This is a genomic window from Nonomuraea sp. NPDC050783, from assembly GCF_040802095.1.
GTDB lineage: Bacteria > Actinomycetota > Actinomycetes > Streptosporangiales > Streptosporangiaceae > Nonomuraea.
Window position 1 is genome coordinate 192,390 of sequence record NZ_JBFAHK010000007.1, and the last position, 17,393, is coordinate 209,782.

Annotated in this window: 20 protein-coding genes; 6 read left to right on the forward strand and 14 right to left on the reverse strand. The window is 73.7% G+C overall.

The features are described from left to right. The first annotated feature begins 20 nt into the window (after positions 1-20). Positions 21-386, forward strand: a complete 366-nt coding sequence (locus AB0H75_RS21115; protein ID WP_367798538.1) for a hypothetical protein — start codon at positions 21-23, stop codon at positions 384-386. Positions 387-512: 126 nt separating this feature from the next. Here AB0H75_RS21115 and AB0H75_RS21120 read toward each other — a convergent pair whose 3' ends face one another. Together AB0H75_RS21120 and AB0H75_RS21125 are read right to left on the reverse strand one after the other, a co-directional pair. Continuing rightward, a complete protein-coding gene (locus tag AB0H75_RS21120) occupies positions 513-974 on the reverse strand; it encodes an ATP-binding protein (RefSeq protein ID WP_367798539.1) in 462 nt (153 codons plus the stop codon). An 80-nt stretch (positions 975-1,054) separates the two neighbouring features. Continuing rightward, positions 1,055-1,600 (reverse strand): TetR/AcrR family transcriptional regulator, encoded by a 546-nt coding sequence (locus AB0H75_RS21125; protein ID WP_367798540.1) that lies wholly within the window; start codon positions 1,598-1,600, stop codon positions 1,055-1,057. Between the two features lie 95 nt (positions 1,601-1,695). Here AB0H75_RS21125 and AB0H75_RS21130 point away from each other — a divergent pair, with 95 nt between their 5' ends. Then, positions 1,696-3,279: an MDR family MFS transporter gene (locus AB0H75_RS21130; RefSeq protein ID WP_367798541.1), complete on the forward strand. Its 1,584-nt coding sequence runs from the start codon at positions 1,696-1,698 to the stop codon at positions 3,277-3,279. On the opposite strand, the gene AB0H75_RS21135 is transcribed toward AB0H75_RS21130, so the two are convergent. Continuing rightward, a complete protein-coding gene (locus AB0H75_RS21135) occupies positions 3,260-3,580 on the reverse strand; it encodes an STAS domain-containing protein (RefSeq protein ID WP_367798543.1) in 321 nt (106 codons plus the stop codon). The genes AB0H75_RS21130 and AB0H75_RS21135 overlap by 20 nt on opposite strands. A 69-nt stretch (positions 3,581-3,649) precedes the next feature. Here AB0H75_RS21135 and AB0H75_RS21140 point away from each other — a divergent pair, with 69 nt between their 5' ends. Continuing rightward, entirely contained in the window at positions 3,650-4,579 is a 930-nt protein-coding gene (locus AB0H75_RS21140) for a GNAT family N-acetyltransferase (RefSeq protein WP_367798545.1), read from the forward strand. A gap of 83 nt (positions 4,580-4,662) precedes the next feature. Here the strand turns inward: AB0H75_RS21140 and AB0H75_RS21145 are convergent, their stop codons facing one another. The 6 genes from AB0H75_RS21145 to AB0H75_RS21170 all read right to left on the reverse strand — a co-directional run bounded on the left by AB0H75_RS21145 (position 4,663) and on the right by AB0H75_RS21170 (position 10,549). Further along, the gene (locus AB0H75_RS21145; protein WP_367798547.1) at positions 4,663-4,980 is read right to left on the reverse strand and encodes a DUF6355 family natural product biosynthesis protein; all 318 of its coding nucleotides are present in this window, start codon (positions 4,978-4,980) and stop codon (positions 4,663-4,665) included. 137 nt (positions 4,981-5,117) lie between these two features. Then, positions 5,118-6,416 (reverse strand): AAA family ATPase, encoded by a 1,299-nt coding sequence (locus AB0H75_RS21150; RefSeq protein ID WP_367798549.1) that lies wholly within the window; start codon positions 6,414-6,416, stop codon positions 5,118-5,120. Further along, a complete protein-coding gene (locus AB0H75_RS21155) occupies positions 6,413-7,840 on the reverse strand; it encodes a hypothetical protein (RefSeq protein ID WP_367798551.1) in 1,428 nt (475 codons plus the stop codon). Before AB0H75_RS21155 ends, AB0H75_RS21150 begins: the two co-directional genes overlap by 4 nt. A gap of 3 nt (positions 7,841-7,843) precedes the next feature. Further along, complete coding sequence (locus tag AB0H75_RS21160) at positions 7,844-9,004, reverse strand: hypothetical protein (RefSeq protein ID WP_367798553.1); 1,161 nt, start codon at positions 9,002-9,004, stop codon at positions 7,844-7,846. After that, complete coding sequence (locus AB0H75_RS21165) at positions 9,001-9,792, reverse strand: hypothetical protein (RefSeq protein WP_367798555.1); 792 nt, start codon at positions 9,790-9,792, stop codon at positions 9,001-9,003. The genes AB0H75_RS21160 and AB0H75_RS21165 overlap by 4 nt, the downstream gene beginning before the upstream one ends. 58 nt (positions 9,793-9,850) lie before the next feature. Continuing rightward, positions 9,851-10,549, reverse strand: coding sequence for a class I SAM-dependent methyltransferase (locus tag AB0H75_RS21170; RefSeq protein WP_367798557.1), 699 nt, complete (start codon positions 10,547-10,549; stop codon positions 9,851-9,853). 124 nt (positions 10,550-10,673) lie between these two features. Here AB0H75_RS21170 and AB0H75_RS21175 point away from each other — a divergent pair, with 124 nt between their 5' ends. Both AB0H75_RS21175 and AB0H75_RS21180 read left to right on the forward strand, forming a co-directional pair. Continuing rightward, positions 10,674-11,132 carry a hypothetical protein gene (locus AB0H75_RS21175; RefSeq protein WP_367798558.1) on the forward strand — a complete coding sequence of 153 codons (459 nt, stop codon included), beginning with the start codon at positions 10,674-10,676 and terminating at the stop codon, positions 11,130-11,132. Next, complete coding sequence (locus AB0H75_RS21180; RefSeq protein WP_367798560.1) at positions 11,129-11,758, forward strand: TetR family transcriptional regulator; 630 nt, start codon at positions 11,129-11,131, stop codon at positions 11,756-11,758. The genes AB0H75_RS21175 and AB0H75_RS21180 overlap by 4 nt, the downstream gene beginning before the upstream one ends. A 77-nt stretch (positions 11,759-11,835) precedes the next feature. On the opposite strand, the gene AB0H75_RS21185 is transcribed toward AB0H75_RS21180, so the two are convergent. From AB0H75_RS21185 to AB0H75_RS21195, 3 genes are all read right to left on the reverse strand, one after another. Beyond that, on the reverse strand, positions 11,836-12,861 hold the full coding sequence (locus AB0H75_RS21185) for a phosphotransferase family protein (protein ID WP_367798562.1): 1,026 nt from the start codon (positions 12,859-12,861) through the stop codon (positions 11,836-11,838). Positions 12,862-12,949: 88 nt separating this feature from the next. Continuing rightward, positions 12,950-14,140: an acyl-CoA dehydrogenase family protein gene (locus AB0H75_RS21190; protein WP_367798564.1), complete on the reverse strand. Its 1,191-nt coding sequence runs from the start codon at positions 14,138-14,140 to the stop codon at positions 12,950-12,952. A gap of 40 nt (positions 14,141-14,180) precedes the next feature. Continuing rightward, positions 14,181-14,963: a CPBP family intramembrane glutamic endopeptidase gene (locus AB0H75_RS21195; protein WP_367798566.1), complete on the reverse strand. Its 783-nt coding sequence runs from the start codon at positions 14,961-14,963 to the stop codon at positions 14,181-14,183. 104 nt (positions 14,964-15,067) lie between these two features. Here AB0H75_RS21195 and AB0H75_RS21200 point away from each other — a divergent pair, with 104 nt between their 5' ends. Further along, positions 15,068-15,421 (forward strand): DUF6285 domain-containing protein, encoded by a 354-nt coding sequence (locus AB0H75_RS21200; RefSeq protein ID WP_367798568.1) that lies wholly within the window; start codon positions 15,068-15,070, stop codon positions 15,419-15,421. Between the two features lie 32 nt (positions 15,422-15,453). Here AB0H75_RS21200 and mctP read toward each other — a convergent pair whose 3' ends face one another. Both mctP and AB0H75_RS21210 read right to left on the reverse strand, forming a co-directional pair. Further along, a complete protein-coding gene (gene mctP / locus AB0H75_RS21205; RefSeq protein ID WP_367798570.1) occupies positions 15,454-17,064 on the reverse strand; it encodes a monocarboxylate uptake permease MctP in 1,611 nt (536 codons plus the stop codon). Continuing rightward, the gene (locus tag AB0H75_RS21210; protein ID WP_367798572.1) at positions 17,061-17,270 is read right to left on the reverse strand and encodes a DUF3311 domain-containing protein; all 210 of its coding nucleotides are present in this window, start codon (positions 17,268-17,270) and stop codon (positions 17,061-17,063) included. The genes mctP and AB0H75_RS21210 overlap by 4 nt, the downstream gene beginning before the upstream one ends. Positions 17,271-17,393: the final 123 nt, after the last annotated feature.

Here is a 17,393-nt window from a genome sequence, read left to right on the forward strand (position 1 = left end):
CTTCTCGGCAAATGTTGGACGTGCTCGGCGTTATCGGGTCCCTGGTGGTCGTGCTCGTGCTCTTCGTCGTCGCGGTCGCCGCCATCGCCGTGATCGCCCTGGTCGCGCTCGTGGCCATGGCCGGATCGATGGTCGACTGGCGGCGCCGGTGGCGGCGGCTGACCCGCCGGGACGGACGGCTGACGGTCAGGCTCAGCGGGGACGGCGTGCCCGAACGGCGGCGCGGCGAGCTGACCGGCGGCACCCCGCGGCTACGGCGCCACTTCCGCCTGGGCGCCCCCGACCCGCACGGCTCCCGGCCCCCCGACCCACACGGCGACCCGCACGGCTCCCGGCCCCCCGTCCGCTCCCTCTCCCGCGAGCACCGCTCCCTGGAACCCCGCTGACCCGCCCCTCGGGCCCCGCGCGGGCAGGGGAAAAGGCAGGGGAAGGACGAGTGGAGGAGAGCGCCAGGCGAGGAGCGGGGGGCGGGGAAGCCAGTGGGGTGAAGGGGCCCCGGTGGGGTGAAGGGGTCAGCGGGGAGCGTGGGAGGGGGAGCGGCCGTCGCTGGCCATGAGGTGCGGCCCCGCCGCGCCCGGCATGAACCGCAGCCGCTTCTCCAGGCACACCACCGCGCCGTTCTCCTTCTTGTTGGTGAAGCGGATGTCGTCGGCGAGCGCGCGCATGATCTGCAGCCCCCGCCCGTGCTCGGCGCCCGGCTCGGGCTCCTTCAGCTCGGCCGGGTCGAAGCCGTCGCCGGTGTCGACGACGCGGATGTAGCACCGGTCGTCGTGGACGGTGGCGCTGACGGTGTACTCGTCACTGGGCTCTGCGTGCCGGATGACATTGGAGCAAGCCTCGGTGAGCATGAGCTCGATGTCGTCGCGGATCTGGTGCTCGACGCCGAGCGAGCGCAGCGTGCCGTCCAGCATCTGCCGGATCAGCGGGACGCTCGCGGCATCCCGGGGCAGCCGGAGCGCTATCGAGGCCTCCACCGGTTCTCCTTCCTCGCGGATGTGTGGGTGCCCTCCTGCCCGAGATCGCCCGGCCCAATCGTGCGGGATCGCGGAGCGGGTCAGGCTTCCAGCAGCCGCCTGGCCACCTCCATGGACGCCTTGGCGATCTCGTCCTCGGTGAGGTCGTCCTGCGGCCGCATCCACTTGCCCGCGTGCAACGCGAACAGCGCCAGCGAGCGGCTGATCCGCTCCACCGGGTCCGCGCCGGGCTCGCTCAGCTCCGCGGTCAGGGCCAGCATCGCCTCGCGCATCTTGATGAGCTTGGGGTGGGCGCGCAGCGCCGTCTGGTTGCGCTCCAGGAAACGGGTGATCTCCAGGTGGCGGGGCCTGGCCAGGTTCTCGGCGTAGCGTTCCAGGAGCTCCAGGCGGGTCTCGGGGGTCTTCGGACGCGAACGGACCCACTCCACCAGCTCCTCGGTCTCGGCCACGAGCAGGTCGACCAGGCTCGCCACGATGTCGTCCTTGGTCTTGAAGTGGTAGTAAAGGGCCGCTTTGGTCACGCCGAGCTCCTCGGCGATCTCCCGCAACGAGGTCGCCTCGTACCCCTGCTCGGTGAAGAGCCGCAGCGCTACCTCCTGAATCCGGGTCCGCGTGTCTTCCCGCACTTTGCACCTATTTCAACTTGACGGCCGGTAAGTAAGTATCTACCTTATTCTATGCTTGCCGGGCGGCAAGTAAGCAAGATCAACAAGGGGGGAACATGGGGGAGCCCGTGACGCAGAGCGGGGGACGGCGCCGCGAGGTCATGGTGGTCCTGCCGGGGCTCATGCTGGCCATGGTCCTGGCGATGCTGGACAACATGATCGTCGGCACCGCGATGCCCCGCATCGTGGGCGAGTTAGGCGGGCTGACGCACCTGTCCTGGGTGGTCACGGCGTACGTGCTGGGCACCACCGTCTCGACCCCGATCTGGGGCAAGATCGGCGACCTGTACGGCCGCAAGACCATCTTCCTGATCTCGATCGTCATCTTCATGATCGGCTCCGCGCTGTGCGGCATGGCCGGCTCGGACCTGCTCGGCGGCCCCGGCGGCGGCATGGCCGAGCTGATCGCCTTCCGCGCGGTCCAGGGCCTCGGCGCCGGCGGCCTCATGGTGAACGTCATGGCCATCATCGGCGACCTGGTGCCGCCCCGCGAGCGCGGCCAGTACCAGGGCATCATGGCCGGGGTCATGTCGCTGGCGATGATCGCCGGCCCGCTGGTCGGCGGCTTCATCACCGACCACCTCGACTGGCGCTGGGCCTTCTACGTCAACCTCCCGGTCGGCGCGGTCGCGCTGCTGCTCATCGCGGCCCGGCTGCACCTGCCGAGCGTCCACCAGCGGGTGCGCATCGACTGGGCGGGCGCGATCCTGCTGTCCGTCAGCATCACCGCGATGGTGCTCATCACCACCTGGGGCGGCAACCAGTACGCCTGGGGCTCCTGGCAGATCCTCGCCCTGGCCGCGGTCGCCGTGCTCACGCTCGTGCTGTTCGTGCTGGTCGAGCGCCGCGCCGCCGAGCCGATCATGCCGCTGCAGCTCTTCCGCATCCGTAACTTCACGCTGATCTCGGCCATCGGTTTCCTGCTCGGCTTCGCCATGTTCGGCGCGATCAACTTCCTGCCGCTGTTCCAGCAGACCGTGCAGGGCGCCAGCGCCACCAACTCGGGGCTGCTCCTGCTGCCGATGATGGCCGCGGCCATGGTCGTGTCGCTGTTCGTCGGGCGGGCCATCACCGCCACCGGCAGATACAAGATCTACCCGGTCATCGGCGGCGTCGGCATGGCCGCGGGCATGTGGCTGCTGTCCACGATGGACGTGAGCACGCCGTCCTGGCAGACCGGCGTCTACATCGCGGTGCTCGGCCTCGGCATGGGCTTCCTCATGCAGACCACCCTGCTCATCGCGCAGAACAGCGTCGAGCAGCGCGACCTCGGCGTCTCCAGCAGCGCGACCACGTTCTTCCGCTCGATCGGCGGCTCGTTCGGGGTGTCGGTCTTCGGCGCGGTCTTCAACAGCCACTTCACCTCCGAGCTGACCGGCAGGTTCGGCCCGCAGGCGGCCGGGCGCATGGCGGGGGCCGGCGGCCGGATGGACCCGGCGGCGCTGGCCCAGCTCCCCGCGCAGCAGCGCACCGGGCTGCTGGAGGCGCTGGCCACCTCCATCTCGGGCGTCTTCTGGTGGGCCATCGCGTTCGCGATCGTGGTGCCGGTGCTGGCGGCGTTCATCAAGGAGATCCCGCTGCGCGGCGGCGCGCCGGTGGAGTCGGGGCAGGCCGAGCAGGTCAACCCGGTGGCAGGATGAAGATCCGGTCGACCGCGGTCATCGCCAGCAGCCCGCGCAGGTAGGGCGTCAGCGCCACCAGGTGCACCACGGCCTGGGCGGCCGCGGCCCGCTGCTGCAGGCGCACCAGCGCGGCCAGGCCCGAGGAGTCGATGAAGGTCAGCGCCGACAGATCGACGTCGATGCGGCGGTAGCCCTCCGCGAACGCCAGGGCCGTGAGCTGGGGCACCGAGGCGTGGTCGAGGTCGCCGCTGAGCGCGAGGGCGACGGTCGTCGCGTCCGGCGCGGCGACCTCGATGCGCAGCGGGATGCCCTGGAGCACGCCCACAGCCTAGCCCGCGCGGCGGAAAACGAGAGGTACTCGCTGGGTGCTTTGTGGACAATTGCCCACATGCATACCTTCCGACGGCCACGACTGGACGACGCGGCCGCCATGTACGACCTCATCTCGGCCTACGAGAGCGCGGTGCTCGGCGCGCCGGACATGACCCTTCAGGACGTCGAGGACGAGCTCGTCGAGCCCGCCTTCGACCGGGACAGGGACGGCTGGCTCGCCGAGGAGCCCGGCGGCCGCCTGCTCGCCTCGGCGTGGGCCTGCGCCAACGGCGACAGCGACCTGGTGGACGCCGACGTCATCGTCCGCCCCGGCGCGCCGGAGCTGTCCGCGCCGCTGTGGGAGAAGGTGCTCGGCCGGGCCCGCGAGCTGGCCGCCGAGCGCGGCCACGACGGCGCCACCGTCCACGTCGGTACCTACCGCGCCGACCACGGCAAGCAGACCCTGCTCAAGGAGCGGGGCTTCGAGCCGGGCACCAGCTTCCACCGCATGCGGATCGACTTCTCGGGGCCGGTCGAGCCGCCGGCCGTGCCCGCCGGGCTCACCCTGCACACCGGCGAGAGCGAGGAGGTGCGGCGCGAGGCGCACCGCGTCCACCAGGAGGGCTTCGCCGAGCACTTCGGCTTCGTCCCCACCACCTACGAGCAGTGGTACGAGCGCCGCCAGGCCCAGAGCGCCACCGACTGGAGCCAGCTCACCGTGGCCAGGATCGACGGCCGCCCGGCCGGGCTGGTGATCGGCAGCGACCAGTTCCTGCCCGACCAGGGCTGCGGCTACGTCGCCACGCTCGCCGTGCTGCCGGAGTTCCGCGGGCGCGGGCTCGGCCGGTTCCTGCTGCGGCACGCCTTCGCCGCCGACGCCGCCCGCGGCCGCAAGGGCACGATCCTGCACGTCGACTCCAACAACACCACCCCGGCGCTCGGCCTGTACGAGTCGGCCGGCATGCGCCAGGTGCTGGCCTTCGACGTCTGGCGCCGCCGCGTCTGACCAGTGCCGCGTCTGACCGGTGCCGGGTCTGACCGCCGCCGCGTCCGGCCGATGCCGTGCCCGGCCGGTGCCGCGTCCGGCCCTTACGAGAAGCAGAGCCTGCCCGTGTACCAGGCGTACTTGATCTCGTAGCTGTGGCCGAGATGGGTCGTGCCGGGCGCGACGCACCAGTCGGAGCCCGGCATCCCGAGCCACCGTTCGACCCGGATCACCACGAGGCTGTTGCCACAGTGGTTGTAGTAGGACTCCCCGCCCTCTTCGTAGTAGCCGCAGGCGGACGCCCCCGCCCGGGCCGTGCTCCCGGCCGCCGCCCCCGCCGTGGTGCCGGCGTACGCCGGTGCCGTGGCCAGCGCCAGCGCGGCAAGCGTCCCGCCGATCGCCTTGAGCATCTGTGCCCGCATGTCGCCTCACCCTCCCCGTCCGGTGATCTCGATGTCTCGACGGTAGGGGGCCCCGCCGGCCATCCACCATGCGCAAACTGCCAATAAGTGCCGGATAACCGACAAATGTCCCGCCGGCAGGGGTGCGGGTCCAGGCGCTAGTCCGCCCGGACCCGGTGCCGGGACAGGTGCTCCAGCACCGCCTGGTTCGCCTCCCACCCGTCGGGGAACTTCACCGGCACGCCGAGCTGCACCGGCTCGGCCGACGGGTGGGCGTCCAGCAGCTCGGCGATCCCGGCCCTGGCCACCACCACGCAGGCGTGCCGGTGCCGGGAGGCCAGCACGCACAGCCGCCCCGACTCCAGGTGGAAGGCCGTCGCGTCGCGCCGCCCCGACAGCGGGTGCAGCACGATCGTCACGTCGTACTCGCGGCCCTGCAGGCGGTTGGCGGTGTCCACGGTGACCTCCGGCGGCAGGCCGGCCGCCCGGATCGCCGCCACCTGGTCGCGGTGCGCGGCCCCGACCGCGATCCGGTCGGCGGTGACCGGCCGCTCGCCCTGCTCCGAGCCCGCCACCGCGCCGCGCTGCAACAGCCGCGCGGCCAGCAGCGCCACCGCCCGCACCGCCTCGCCGTCGGTGCGCACCGTGTGCCGGTTGGGCAGCTCCAGCAGCGCCCAGCCGGAGCGGGCCGCCTCCTCCAGCGCCCGGTCGTGCGCGGTGCCCATGCCGCCGGTGGCCAGCTCCAGCCGCCGCTCACCCGGCCCGGTGCCCGAACGGAACCCGGTGAACGGGTAGAACGCCCGCGACACCACCGGCGCGGCCGTGGCCGGCAGCCGCCACGACACCGGCAGCCGGTGCACCGGCAGGTCGGGGTTGTGGCGCAGCAGCACCGACACCGCGCTCTGCAGCGGGTCCCACGACAGCCCCGACCAGCGGTCGCCGTCCACGATCGAGAACGGGTCGAGCTGCCCCGGGTCGCCCACGAACAGCGCCCGCTCGAACAGCCCCGCGATGCGCAGCAGCTTGTCCGAGCGCATCTGGTACGCCTCGTCCACGATCGCCCACGGCCACCGCCGCTCGCCGATCCACGCCCACTTGTCGGCGGTGGCGATGACGATGTCCGGGTCGCCGAGGTCCTGGACGCGGGTGCCGACCCGCACGCCGCCCAGCTCCAGCAGGCGCGGCGGGGGCGCGTACCCGCTCGCCGACAGCCGCCCCACCGTCAGGTGCGGATGCCTGTCGCTGATGCGCACCACCAGGTCGTCGACCTGCTCGTTGGTCTGCGCGACGATCATCAGCGGCTCGCCGGTGGCCGCGAGGTGCGCCGCGGCGCGCACTACCAGCGTGGACTTGCCCGCGCCCGGCGGGGAGTCCACCACCACGCCCCGGTGCCGGGGCAGGTCGGCCAGCACGGCCGCGATGACCTGCTCGGGGCTGCGGGTGGGACCGGTGGTCACGACCACTCCTCCTGGGCGTCCTCGTCGTCGGGCACGTATTCCTGGGGCGGGCCGCCGTGCGTCCACGGCGTGGCCTCGGCGTCGGGCAGGGCGGGCGAGCCCTGGAAGTCGCCGGTGAGCGAGGTGTAGCAGACCCGCTCGCCGACCTCCGGCACCGAGCCCGGCGCGGGAGTCTTCCCCCTCCCCATGCCCTTGGTGATCTTGATGGTGACCAGGCCCTCGTGTGCCTCCACCAGCTCCGCGCCCTGAGCGCGGCGCTGCGGGGTGCCGAGCGCCGTGCCGGGGGCGAGCAGCACCGGGTCGTCGGTCTTGAGCACCACCAGCGGGCGCAGCTTGCGCGAGCGGCCCTCGCCCTCGGCGTTGTCGGGAACGGTCTCGATCACCTCGCCGGCGAACGCCTCCCCGGTCAGCCGGTAGTCGGCCATCACCAGCGGGTCGTCGTAGGCGCGCTGCACCTCGTAGCCGGCCTGGGCGCGCTCCATACGGGCCAGCCGGGCCGCGGCGGCCACCGCGCCGTCCCTGCGGGGCTGCGGCGGCCCGCCCTCGGCGAGGCTGTCGGCCATCGCGCTGAACGAGCCGCGGTCCTGCTCCCACCGCTGCGCCACGCTCGCCCCCGGCTCCAGCCCCGCCAGCAGGTCGATCGCCCGCCACACCAGCCGCCAGGTCGGCTCCAGCTGGGTGCGCAGCGCCTCGGCCACGCGCTCGGCCGACCCGCTCTCGATCGCCGGGGCCAGCACCTCCGCGTCGAACCCCGGGTCCGTCGCCGGGCCGGCGGGCGGCCACACGAGCGGGTCCTCGGCCTCCTCGCTCGGCCCCTCGGTGATCCAGCCGACCAGGGCGGCCAGGTTGCCGTCCTCCAGCCCGCTCTGCCCGCTGGCCCAGTGCCGGCCCAGCTCCTCGGTCGCGGCCAGCATGAGCGAGGAGCCCGGGTAGGCGGCCCGCTCGGCGAAGTACGTCAGCCACCGGCCCAGCAGCGGCACCGACTCCGGCACCGGGTAGGGGCCGTCGGCGCGGCGGAAGCGGGTCGAGCGGCCGAGCAGCCGGGTGAAGGCCACGCCGCCGGTGTTGGGCACGACGAGCTGCGGCGCGTCCAGGACCCGCTCGTACGGGTCGCCGCCGCGCCGCTCGACCGTCTCGGTGTCGCGGGTGAAACCCTCGACGTACGGCAGCAGCACCCCGGCCAGCTCCGCCGCCCAGGCGAAGCGCAGGTCGCGGTTGCGCGGCTGGGGCACCACGAGCAGCCGCGGCCGGTCGCGGTCGTCGCCGAGCATGGCCGCCAGCGGCGCGGCGGCCTCGCCGGACAGCCGGAGCGGGATGAACACCATCGGCCGCGGCGACAGGTGGCAGTGCCGCACGGTCGCGATCGGCTGGGCGATGCCCTCGTCCAGGGCCCGCAGCCGGGCCAGCGAGGTCAGCAGGCTCACTTGTCACACACTCCCGAGGCACTCCCTGCGCAGGCGCTCGGCGGCGCGCAGCAGCCGGGCGATCTCCTCCTGGCCCTCGGCCGGCTCGCGGGTGCCGTCGGCCAGGCCCAGGGCCTCGGCCACCGACGCCACCCCGCCCAGCTCGTCGCGCACCTGCCGGCCCAGCAGGTCGGAGGCGCCCTCCTGGCGGGCCTCGTCGCGGCAGAAGAAGCACAGGTCGCAGGTGGACAGGCACTCGGGCGCGTAGCGGGCGGTGGTGCGCCGCAGCGCGTCGGCCAGCTCGGCGACCGGCCTGGTGGGGCGGCCGTCCTCGCCGGGGCGCAGGTCGAAGGTGAGGTCGTCGGGCAGGCCGTCCATCAGCCGGTCCAGCCGGGTCATCCGGGAGAGCTGGCGGCGCAGCACGGCGAGCTGCCTGCGCACGTCCACCAGGGTCGCGACCGGGCGGTTGGCGAAGTTCTCCGGGCAGACCAGCACCACCTCGTGGGAGACCCGCAGCGGGTCGTGGCCCAGCTCCTCCAGCAGCGTGCGCAGCGCCAGCACGTACACCGCCGCCTGCCGGGCCGCGCCGGCCACCGCCGCCGGGTCGGCCTGACCGTCGATCACCGCGAACGACTTGATCTCCACGATGTGGAAGCGGCCGCCGAGCTGGAAGGCCACCACGTCGGGCTCCAGGTAGGCGGTGTGGCCGGCGATGTCCAGGGCGAGCAGCGGGTGGTCGTAGAGCGTGCCGGCGTCGTGCTCGCCGCGCGCGGCCCGGTCGACCAGGGCGCGGGTGTGCGCGTGGCGCAGGTGCGCCCCCACCCTGGCGTCGGCGTCCTGCCCGACGTTCTGCACGTCGTGGTAGGCGACCTCGGAGACCGGCAGGCTCAGCAGCTCGCGCAGCAGCCGCAGCAGCTCCGCGCACCCGTCGGCCTTGACCAGCGCCTCGAACGCGTTGCCGCGGGTGATCGCGAACGGCGACTGCCCGAACGGCGCGGGGAAGCCGAGGTGCCGGGCGGCGGCGTCCTTGTCGAGGCCGGCGCCGTCCATGAGGGCGCGGCGGGTGCACCCGGGGTTGGCGGCCAGGGCCGCGATGGCGCGGGCGTCGTGGGGGCGTGGCGGCGTCGTGCCGCGCAGCGCGTCCAGCCGGTGCATGGGGTCGCCCTCGCGCTTCAAGCCGCTCACGTGGCGTACTCCTTCTTGATCATGCTCAGCGTAGCGGCGCCGAACAGGCGGGCGGCGTCGTCGAGCTGCCGCTCTGCGCGCCGGGCCAGCTCGGCACGGTCGCGCGTGTCGCGCTCGGCGTGCACGGCCAGCTCGGCGCGGGCGGCCCGGACGACCCGGGCGGGATCGGGCGGACCCAGGGCGGTGTCGGTGGCGCCGGGGATGTTCCTGGCCATGCGCAGCAGCAGCCGGACCGCCCGCGGGTCGGCCGGCTCACGGGCGCCCTGGTGCGAGGCGACCGCGATCGCGCAGGTCAGGAAGTCGACGCGGGGGCTGAGCGGCCCGACCACGCGCCGCTCCAGCGGCCAGGTGCTCAGCGTGAGCAGGCCGCGGGCGGGGGAGAGGCGGTCGGTCAGCGCCGCGCACAGGTAGTAGGGCCGCCCGAACGGCGCGGAGCGGAACGAGCGCTCCTCGTCCCTGCGCAGGCTGGTGAGCTGGGCGCTGCGGATGGTGCCGCCGAGGAACGCCTCGCTCACCGCCACCACCAGCCGCGGCTGGGCGGTCGCGCCGAGCAGCCGCAGCCCCTGGTGGACCTGCTCGCGGACGGTGACCAGCGGGAGCGCCTTCCGGGCGGCGGGCGCGTCGTCGGGCTGCTCGCCGCCGACCAGGGCGTCCCAGGACCGCTCGGCGGCGCGCAGCTCGGCCCGCAGCCGGCGGGCGGCGGCGCCGTCCCTGGCCCGCACGGCCCTGCGTACCCCGGCCCGCAGCTCGTCGATCCTCCGTTCGAGATCGTCCAGCCGGTCACTCATGGCGCGAGCGTACCAACAGTCCCAGCATTTTCCAGTAAATTCGCGGCGTTTCGTGAATCTACGTTGTAAGGGGGCGGGCCTCGGCCCACGTACGGTCCTCGGTCAGGAACCGCTCCAGCCGCAGCCCGACGGCGGCCAGCTCGGCCGCCAGCTCGTCGTCGGTCAGCCGCCGGGACGAGAACGACTGGGTCCACACCTTGGTCCCGCCGCTGTCGCCGCCGTAGGTGTAGCGCATGGTGGCCTCGAAGATCCCGGGGGAGACCTGCTCGACGGCCGCCATCGTGATCGTCACGTCGCCGTCGGCGCGTCCCGTGCCCACGTGCCAGCGGTCGTGCCCCTCGGCCGGCACCCACTGCAGCAGCACCGACCCGCCCGGCGCCACGTGCCGGGCGCACGTCTCCAGCAGCGCGCGCCGGACCCCGTCGTCCACGGTGTTGACGAACTGCGAGGCCAGGACGACGGTGTCGAAGCGCCGCTCCAGCCGCAGCTCCTCCACCCGCGCGAGCACGGTCTCGGCGCCGCGCACGCAGGCCAGCATCTCGGGGGACTCGTCCACGGCCACCACCCGGAAGCCGCGCTCGACCAGGGGATGCGTCACCCGGCCGACGCCCGATCCGAGCTCCAGCACCGTGCCGCCGGGCGGGGTGGCCCCGGCGATGACGTCGGGCTCGGCGCCGGCGCCGAGGTGGCGGTAGAACTCGACCGGGGATCCGTCGGGGGTGATGGGCCCTGGGCCCGTACCGGTGTTGTCCATCATGATCCGACGCTAACCGACCGAAGCCGACTCTGCCTCCCATAACGGTTCTGACCTGGGCGAACGCTCCTGTCCTGATGTGGCCGGACCCGAGTAGGGAAGCGGCGGGGCGGGGAGACTGGCCGGTGTGAGCCGTGGCATGTGGCATCTGCTGGGCGGCGCCGCCGGGCTGGCGGCCCTCGTCCCCGTGTACTACCTCACCGAGGCCGCCGCGCGGGCCCTGCGGGCGGGCACGGTCGCCGCCGGTCCCGCGCCCGCCGGGCTCGGCCTGCTCATGGCGGTGGCGGCGATCGTCACGCTCCTGGCCGCCTGGCCCGCGGCGGCACTGGCGTGCGGCCTGCCGCTGCTGGCCGCGGGCGTGCTGTTCGCGCTCGACGCCGCCGACGCGATCTCCGCCGCGGCCACCCTCCCGTACGCGGACGCCGGCGGCCTGCCCTGGTCGCGGCCGGACGCGGCGCCGTGGGCGGAGGCGGCCGAGCCGCCCGGCACGCTGGCCGGCCTGACCGGCCTGTACGCGCTGACCGGCATCGTCCTGGTGCTCTCGGCGCTGCTCCCGCACGGCCGGCGATCTATCCTGAGGCGGTGAACGGACGGGACCCGGCTCGGCGCAGGGCACTGCTCGACGCGGCCGACCGCGTCATCGCCGCCGAGGGCCCCGAGGTGTCGATGGCGGCCATCGCGGCCGCCGCCGGCGTCACCAAGCCCATCCTCTACCGCCACTTCGGCGACCGGAGCGGCCTGTACGAGGCGCTGGCCGACCGCCACGTGCGCACCGTGATCGCCCAGCTCCGCCCCCTGTTCGCCGAGGCGGGCACGGACCTGCGCGCCCGCGCGCGGGCCACCGTCACCGCCTACCTCGACCTTCTCTCGGCCAACGCCAACCTCTACCGCTTCCTGTTCCACCGGGCCGGCGCCGAGGACGTCCGCACCCGCTCCCACATGACCTCCCTGGTCCGCGGCCTCGGCGAGGAGCTGGGCGGCGTGCTGGCCGCCGAGCGGGCGGTGCCCGACCCGGTGCGGGCGCAGGTGCTGGGGCACGCGTTCGTCGGCATGGTGCAGGCCGCCGGCGACTGGTGGCTGGAGCACCCGGGTCTCGACCGCGACCAGGTCGTGGAGGGCCTGGTGGACGTGGTCGCCGCCGCCGTCGCCCCGCCGCGGCGCGGGCTCGCCCCCCGGGGCGCGGCGGCCTCCCGCGCCACCGGGCGTACGTGAGCGCGCCGCCCCCGCGACCGCGCCCTCGCCACGACCGCGCCGTCGCCACGGCGTCGCCGCCGGCCGCCCGGACGGGCTCAGGCGTGGCCCTGGAGCATCCGCAGCAGGTCCCACTCGCTCTCGCACACCCGGCGGCCGATCGCCGCCAGCTCCACCGAGCGGGCGCCGCCGCGCAGATGCCGCATGGCCTGCATGACGCAGATGACGCCCCACTTGAGCACGCCGAAGGTCTCCCACCAGCGCAGCGCGTCGCGGTCCACCTCGGCGCCGCTCGCCTCCTCGTACGCGGTGATCAGCTCGTCGTAGCCGCCGAACCCGCCGACCGGCAGCGGCGAGCCGAACCGCCACGCCTTCGCGCACAGCCACCCCAGGTCCTCCAGGGGGTCGCCGGCGTGCGCCAGCTCCCAGTCGAGCACGGCCCGGACGCCCTCGGGCCCGACGACGAGGTTGCCGTTGCGGAAGTCGCCGTGCACCACCGTGCGCCGCCCGCCCGGCGGCCGGGACGCGGCCAGCCGCCGCAGCGCCAGCTCGAACACCGGGTGCGGCTCGCCCAGCAGGTCGAGCACGTCGCGCCAGCGCCGCAGCGGGTCGTCCCCCGCCCGGGAGTCGTCCGGGAGGCAGGACAGCGGCATCCGGTGGACGGCGGCCAGCGCCCGCCCGCACTGCGCGGCCAGCCGGGGCCGGGCGGCGGCGTAGGCGTCGTCGCGCAGGATCCTGCGCGGAATGGTCTCCCCGGCGACCCGCTCCATGAGCACGTACGGCACCCCACCGGCAACCCCGCCCCCCAGCCCCACCGCCCCGCCCGCGACCGTGCCGTCCGCGAGGACGCGCGGTACCGGGACCCCCGCCCGCGCGGCCGCGCGCATGAGGCGTGCCTCGGCCGCCAGCGTGGTCCCGGCCTCGCCGGCGCCGCCGGGGGAGTCCAGCCGCAGCACCAGCTCGTGCCGCCGCCCGTCCGGCGCGACGACGTCCAGCGCCCACGTCTCCCGCGACGCCCCGCCGGGCAGCCGCGCCCGGGAGGCGATCGCCGCCCCCGGCCCGAACACCCCGTCCACGACCGCGTCCATGACCGCGTCCGCGACCCCGCCCGCCGTCCCGCCCACTGCCCCTCCCGCCACCGCGCCTACGACCCCGCCCGTGACCCCGTTCGCGGGCCTGTTCGCGGGCCGGTGGCGGTGGCCCGTGGCCCGTTCATCGGAGGCCGAACTCCCAGTTGCCGCCCGCCGCGTACGCGCCCAGGATCCGCCGGCCCACCGAGTCGATGTGCACCTCGTCCGGCCCGTCGTAGATGCGCCCGGCCCGCGCGTGCCGGTACATCCGGTCCAGCGGCGTGTCCGGCGTCAGCCCGGCGGCCCCGTGCACCTGGATGGCCCGGTCGATGACGTTGTGCAGGGTCCGCGCCCCGACGACCTTGATCGCCCCGATCTCCACCCGCGCGTCCGACCCCGCGTCGATCGCCTCGGCGGCGTGCAGGGTGAGCAGCCGGGCGGACTGGATCTCGGCGTAGGAGTCGAACACGTGCTGGCGCATGAGCTGCTTGTCCGCCAGCGGCTCGCCGAAGGCGGTGCGCTCGTGCAGCCGCCGGCACATCAGGTCGAAGGCACGCTGCGCCTGCCCGAGCCAGCGCATGCAATGGAAGATCCGCCCCGGCCCGAGCCGCCTCTGCGCGATCACGAACCCCTGCCCCCGCTCGCCCAGCAGGTTCGCGGCCGGCACGCGCACGTCGTCGTAGCGCACCTCGCAGTGCGCGCCGTCCAGCCCGAGCACGGGCGTCTCGCGCACGATCGTGTAGCCGGGCGTGTCGGTCGGCACCAGGATCATGGAGAAGGCCCGGTGCGGCGGCGCGTCGGGCTCGGTGCGGCACATCACGGTCGTGTACGCCGCCCGCGACGCCCCGGTGGTGAACCACTTGTGCCCGTCGATCACCCACTCGTCGCCGTCGAGCGTGGCCGAGGTGCGGATCTGCGTGGGGTCGGAGCTGGACACGCCCGGCTCGGTCATGGCGAAGCTGGGCCAGATGTCGCCGCGCACCAGCGGCTCCAGGTAGCGCTCGCGCTGCTCGGGCGAGGCGTGCTCGTGCAGCATCAGCGAGTCCTGCAGCGTGAAGGTGCCCAGCGCGAGCTGCCCGAACTCGCTGCGCCCCTGCACCTCGTTGACGTAGACGTAGTCGAGGAACGGCAGCCCGCCCCCGCCCAGCTCGCGCGGATGGCCGAGCGCCCACAGGCCCTGCTTCCTGGCCTCGGCGCGCAGCTCCTCCAGGGCGGCCGCGGCGGCGGGCCCGCCGCCGTGCAGCACCGGCTCGGCGGGCTCGACCCGCTCGGTCATGAACGCGTGGACGGCGTCGCGGATCGGCCGGACGCCGGCGGGCACGGCGAAGCTCATGCCAGGATCTCAACCGAGAATCGTTGCCCGGTCAACGGTCTCAGGGCAGCCAGCTCACCCGGCCGCGCAGGAACGCGTACCCGACGAAGGCCACCGCGTCGATGAGCGTGTGCGCCACGACCAGCGGCGCCGTCCGCCCCCACCGCTGGTAGGCGCGCCCGAACACCACGCCCATCACCACGTTCCCGACGAACCCCCCGAACCCCTGATACAGGTGGTACGACCCGCGCAGCAGCGCCGACACCACCACCGCCCGCCACGGCGTCCAGCCGGCCTGCCCCAGCCGGTGCAGCAGGTAACCGGCGACCAGCACCTCCTCCAGCACGCCGTTCTGCGCCGCCGCCAGCAGCAGCACCGGCACCTGCCACCACACCTGGGGCAGCGCGCCGGGCACGACGGTGAGGTTGACGCCGGAGGCCCACACCGCCAGGTAGAACGCCAGCCCGCTGCCGCCGATCACGGCCGCGAGCAGCACGCCGCGCGGCAGGTCCCGGCGCGGCTCGCGCAGGTCGGCGCCGATCGTGCGCAGCGACTCCCCGGAACGCACCAGCAGGTACGCCACCAGCCCGACCGGCGCGACCGCGATCGCGATCTGCGCGAGCTGGAGCGACAGGTCCAGCCACGGCCGCCCCGGCGCCATCGAGCCGACGAGCACGGCGTGCTGGCTCCTCAGCTCCTTCGGCGCGGTGAGCGCCCCGATCAGCCGGATGAACGCGATCAGGCCGCTCGCGCCGAGCGACACCGACATCACGACGAAGATCTCGGCCCGGATGAGGCGGGGCGCGAGCGCCGGGACGGGCGCGGGCGGCAACGGAGTGCTCATGAGCGCAGATTAGCCGCATCTCTCATCGGGCCCGGATAAAGGTCCCATCGGGCCCCGACAACGGACCCGGCCGCACCGGGGAAGGGTGTGCTAGAAGGGAGACCATGACGACGACCGGCCCGCACGACGTCCCGACGGCGGCGCAGCTCGTGGCCGCGGTGCGCGACTTCCTCGGCTCCGACGTGCTGCCGGCCGTCGAGGGCCGCACCCGCTTCCACACCCGGATCGCGATCAACGTGCTCGGCATGGTGGAGCGGGAGATCGAGCTGGGCCGGGCCCAGGCCGAGGAGCACGCCGCCCGGCTGGCCGCCCTGGGCGTGGCCGGCGACGCCGAGCTGGCCGCCGCCATCCGCGACGGCGGCCTGCCCGACGACCACGCGCTGGTGAGGGCCCTGGAGGGGGCGGTGCGGGCGAAGCTGGAGGTCGCCAACCCCGCCTACCTCCAGGAGGAGACCTGACCGGTCAGCGTGGACCGGTCAGCGTGGACCGATCAGTGCGAGCCGGTCAGGTCGAGGTCCTTGACCCGCGGGTCGCCCTCGTCCACGAAGTAGTGCTCGCGCCGGGTCGCGTCCGGCCCGTCGGCCACCTTGGCCGCCCGGAACGCCAGCGTGCCGAGCACCGCCACCACCAGGTTGACGATGAGCGCGAGGAATCCGGCGTAGAGCGTCATCTTGGTGTCGAACCCGAAGTTGGCCAGCGGGAACGCCGACCCGCCGAAGTGCGCCTTGCCGTTGGCCGGGTTGGGGATGAGGTAGAGCATCCACATGCCCGCCGCGAGGCCGGCCGCCCAGCCCGCGAGCAGCCCGCCCCGGTGGAACCAGCGGGTGTAGAGGCCGAGCGCCACGGCCGGCAGCGTCTGCAGGATGATCACGCCGCCGATGAGCTGCAGGTCGATCGAGAACTGCGGGTCGAGCAGCAGGATGCACAGCACCGCGCCCACCTTGACCACCAGCGACACGACCTTGGAGACCTTGGCCTCCTGGGCGTCGGTGGCGTCCTTGTTGAGGTACTCGCGGTAGATGTTGCGGGTGAACAGGTTGGCCGCCGCGATCGACATGATGGCGGCCGGGACGAGCGCGCCGATGCCGATGGCCGCGTAGGCCACGCCGGTGAACCAGTCGGGGAAGAGCTGGTCGAACAGGCGCGGCACGATCGTGTTGGTGTCGGGCCGGCCGTTGGCGCCGACCACCGGCTTGGTGCCGGCCGCGATGGCCATGTAGCCGAGCAGCGCGATCAGGCCGAGCACCAGGCTGTAGGCGGGCAGGGCCGACATGTTCCGCTTGATGACGTTGCGGTTCTTGGAGGCCAGCACGCCGGTGAGGCTGTGCGGGTAGAGGAACAGCGCCAGCGCCGAGCCGAAGGCCAGCGTCACGTACTGGAGCTGGTTGTTGGCGTTGAGCGTGATGCCGTCCCCCGGCGCGGGGGTGGCGTCGAACTTGGCCTTGGCCGCGTCGAAGATCGAGCCCCAGCCGCCCAGCTTGGCCGGGAGGTAGAGGACCGCGACCAGGATGACGATGTAGATGAGCGCGTCCTTGACGAAGGCGATCAGCGCGGGCGCGCGCAGCCCCGACTGGTAGGTGTAGGCCGCCAGGATCGCGAACGCGATGACGATCGGCAGGTGGCCGGTGATGCCCATCGACTTGAGCACGGCCTCGATGCCGACGAGCTGCAGCGCGATGTAGGGCATCGTCGCCACCAGCCCGGTGATCGCGATGGCCAGGGCCAGCGTCGGCGAGCCGAACCGGGCCCGGACGAAGTCGGCCGGCGTCACGAACCCGTGCACGTGCGAGACCGACCACATCCTGGTCAGCACCAGGAACACCAGCGGGTAGACCACCACGGTGTACGGCAGCGCGTAGAAGCCCAGCGCGCCCGCCCCGAACACCAGCGCGGGCACCGCGACGAAGGTGTAGGCGGTGTAGAGGTCGCCGCCCACCAGGAACCAGGTGATCCAGGAGCCGAAGTTGCGCCCGCCGAGGCCCCACTCGTGCAGGCTCTCGATGGTCTCCGGCCGCCGCCAGCGGGCCGCGACGAAGCCCATGACGCTCACGGCCAGGAACAGCACGACGAAGACGACCAGCTCGGTCACGTGCCCGCTCATCGGGTCATCCTGTAGACGAGCGTGGTGCACGAGACGCCGACGACGATGAAGGCGATCTGCAGCCAGTAGAACAGCGGGAAGCCGAGCAGGCGGGGCTCGTCGGCGTTGAAAAGGAACGTCAGCAGCGGCAGCACGATCGGCAGGACCAGCAGCCAGTTCCAGGGGCTGCGGTCGGTGCGTGGCTGTCCGGGTTCTCCGGTAGTCATCGACCCTCCTACGACGAAGATCAGCGGCCGGCGGTGACCGGCCCTGACAGGTGGCGTCAACGGAGGGACATTAGCTTTGCGGCGGTATTAAACCCAATGTCACGGACATTACGGTTTGGCCTA

Excerpts from the sequence above, each read along its gene's own strand:
- AB0H75_RS21130 (WP_367798541.1), top strand. The coding sequence starts at position 1,696 with ATGGGGGAGCCCGTGACGCAGAGCGGGGGACGGCGCCGCGAGGTCATG.
- AB0H75_RS21140 (WP_367798545.1), top strand. The coding sequence starts at position 3,650 with ATGCATACCTTCCGACGGCCACGACTGGACGACGCGGCCGCCATGTAC.
- AB0H75_RS21145 (WP_367798547.1), bottom strand. The coding sequence starts at position 4,980 with ATGCGGGCACAGATGCTCAAGGCGATCGGCGGGACGCTTGCCGCGCTG.
- AB0H75_RS21165 (WP_367798555.1), bottom strand. The coding sequence starts at position 9,792 with ATGAGTGACCGGCTGGACGATCTCGAACGGAGGATCGACGAGCTGCGG.
- AB0H75_RS21170 (WP_367798557.1), bottom strand. The coding sequence starts at position 10,549 with ATGATGGACAACACCGGTACGGGCCCAGGGCCCATCACCCCCGACGGA.
- AB0H75_RS21190 (WP_367798564.1), bottom strand. The coding sequence starts at position 14,140 with ATGAGCTTCGCCGTGCCCGCCGGCGTCCGGCCGATCCGCGACGCCGTC.
- AB0H75_RS21195 (WP_367798566.1), bottom strand. The coding sequence starts at position 14,963 with ATGAGCACTCCGTTGCCGCCCGCGCCCGTCCCGGCGCTCGCGCCCCGC.
- AB0H75_RS21200 (WP_367798568.1), top strand. The coding sequence starts at position 15,068 with ATGACGACGACCGGCCCGCACGACGTCCCGACGGCGGCGCAGCTCGTG.
- mctP (WP_367798570.1), bottom strand. The coding sequence starts at position 17,064 with ATGAGCGGGCACGTGACCGAGCTGGTCGTCTTCGTCGTGCTGTTCCTG.
- AB0H75_RS21210 (WP_367798572.1), bottom strand. The coding sequence starts at position 17,270 with ATGACTACCGGAGAACCCGGACAGCCACGCACCGACCGCAGCCCCTGG.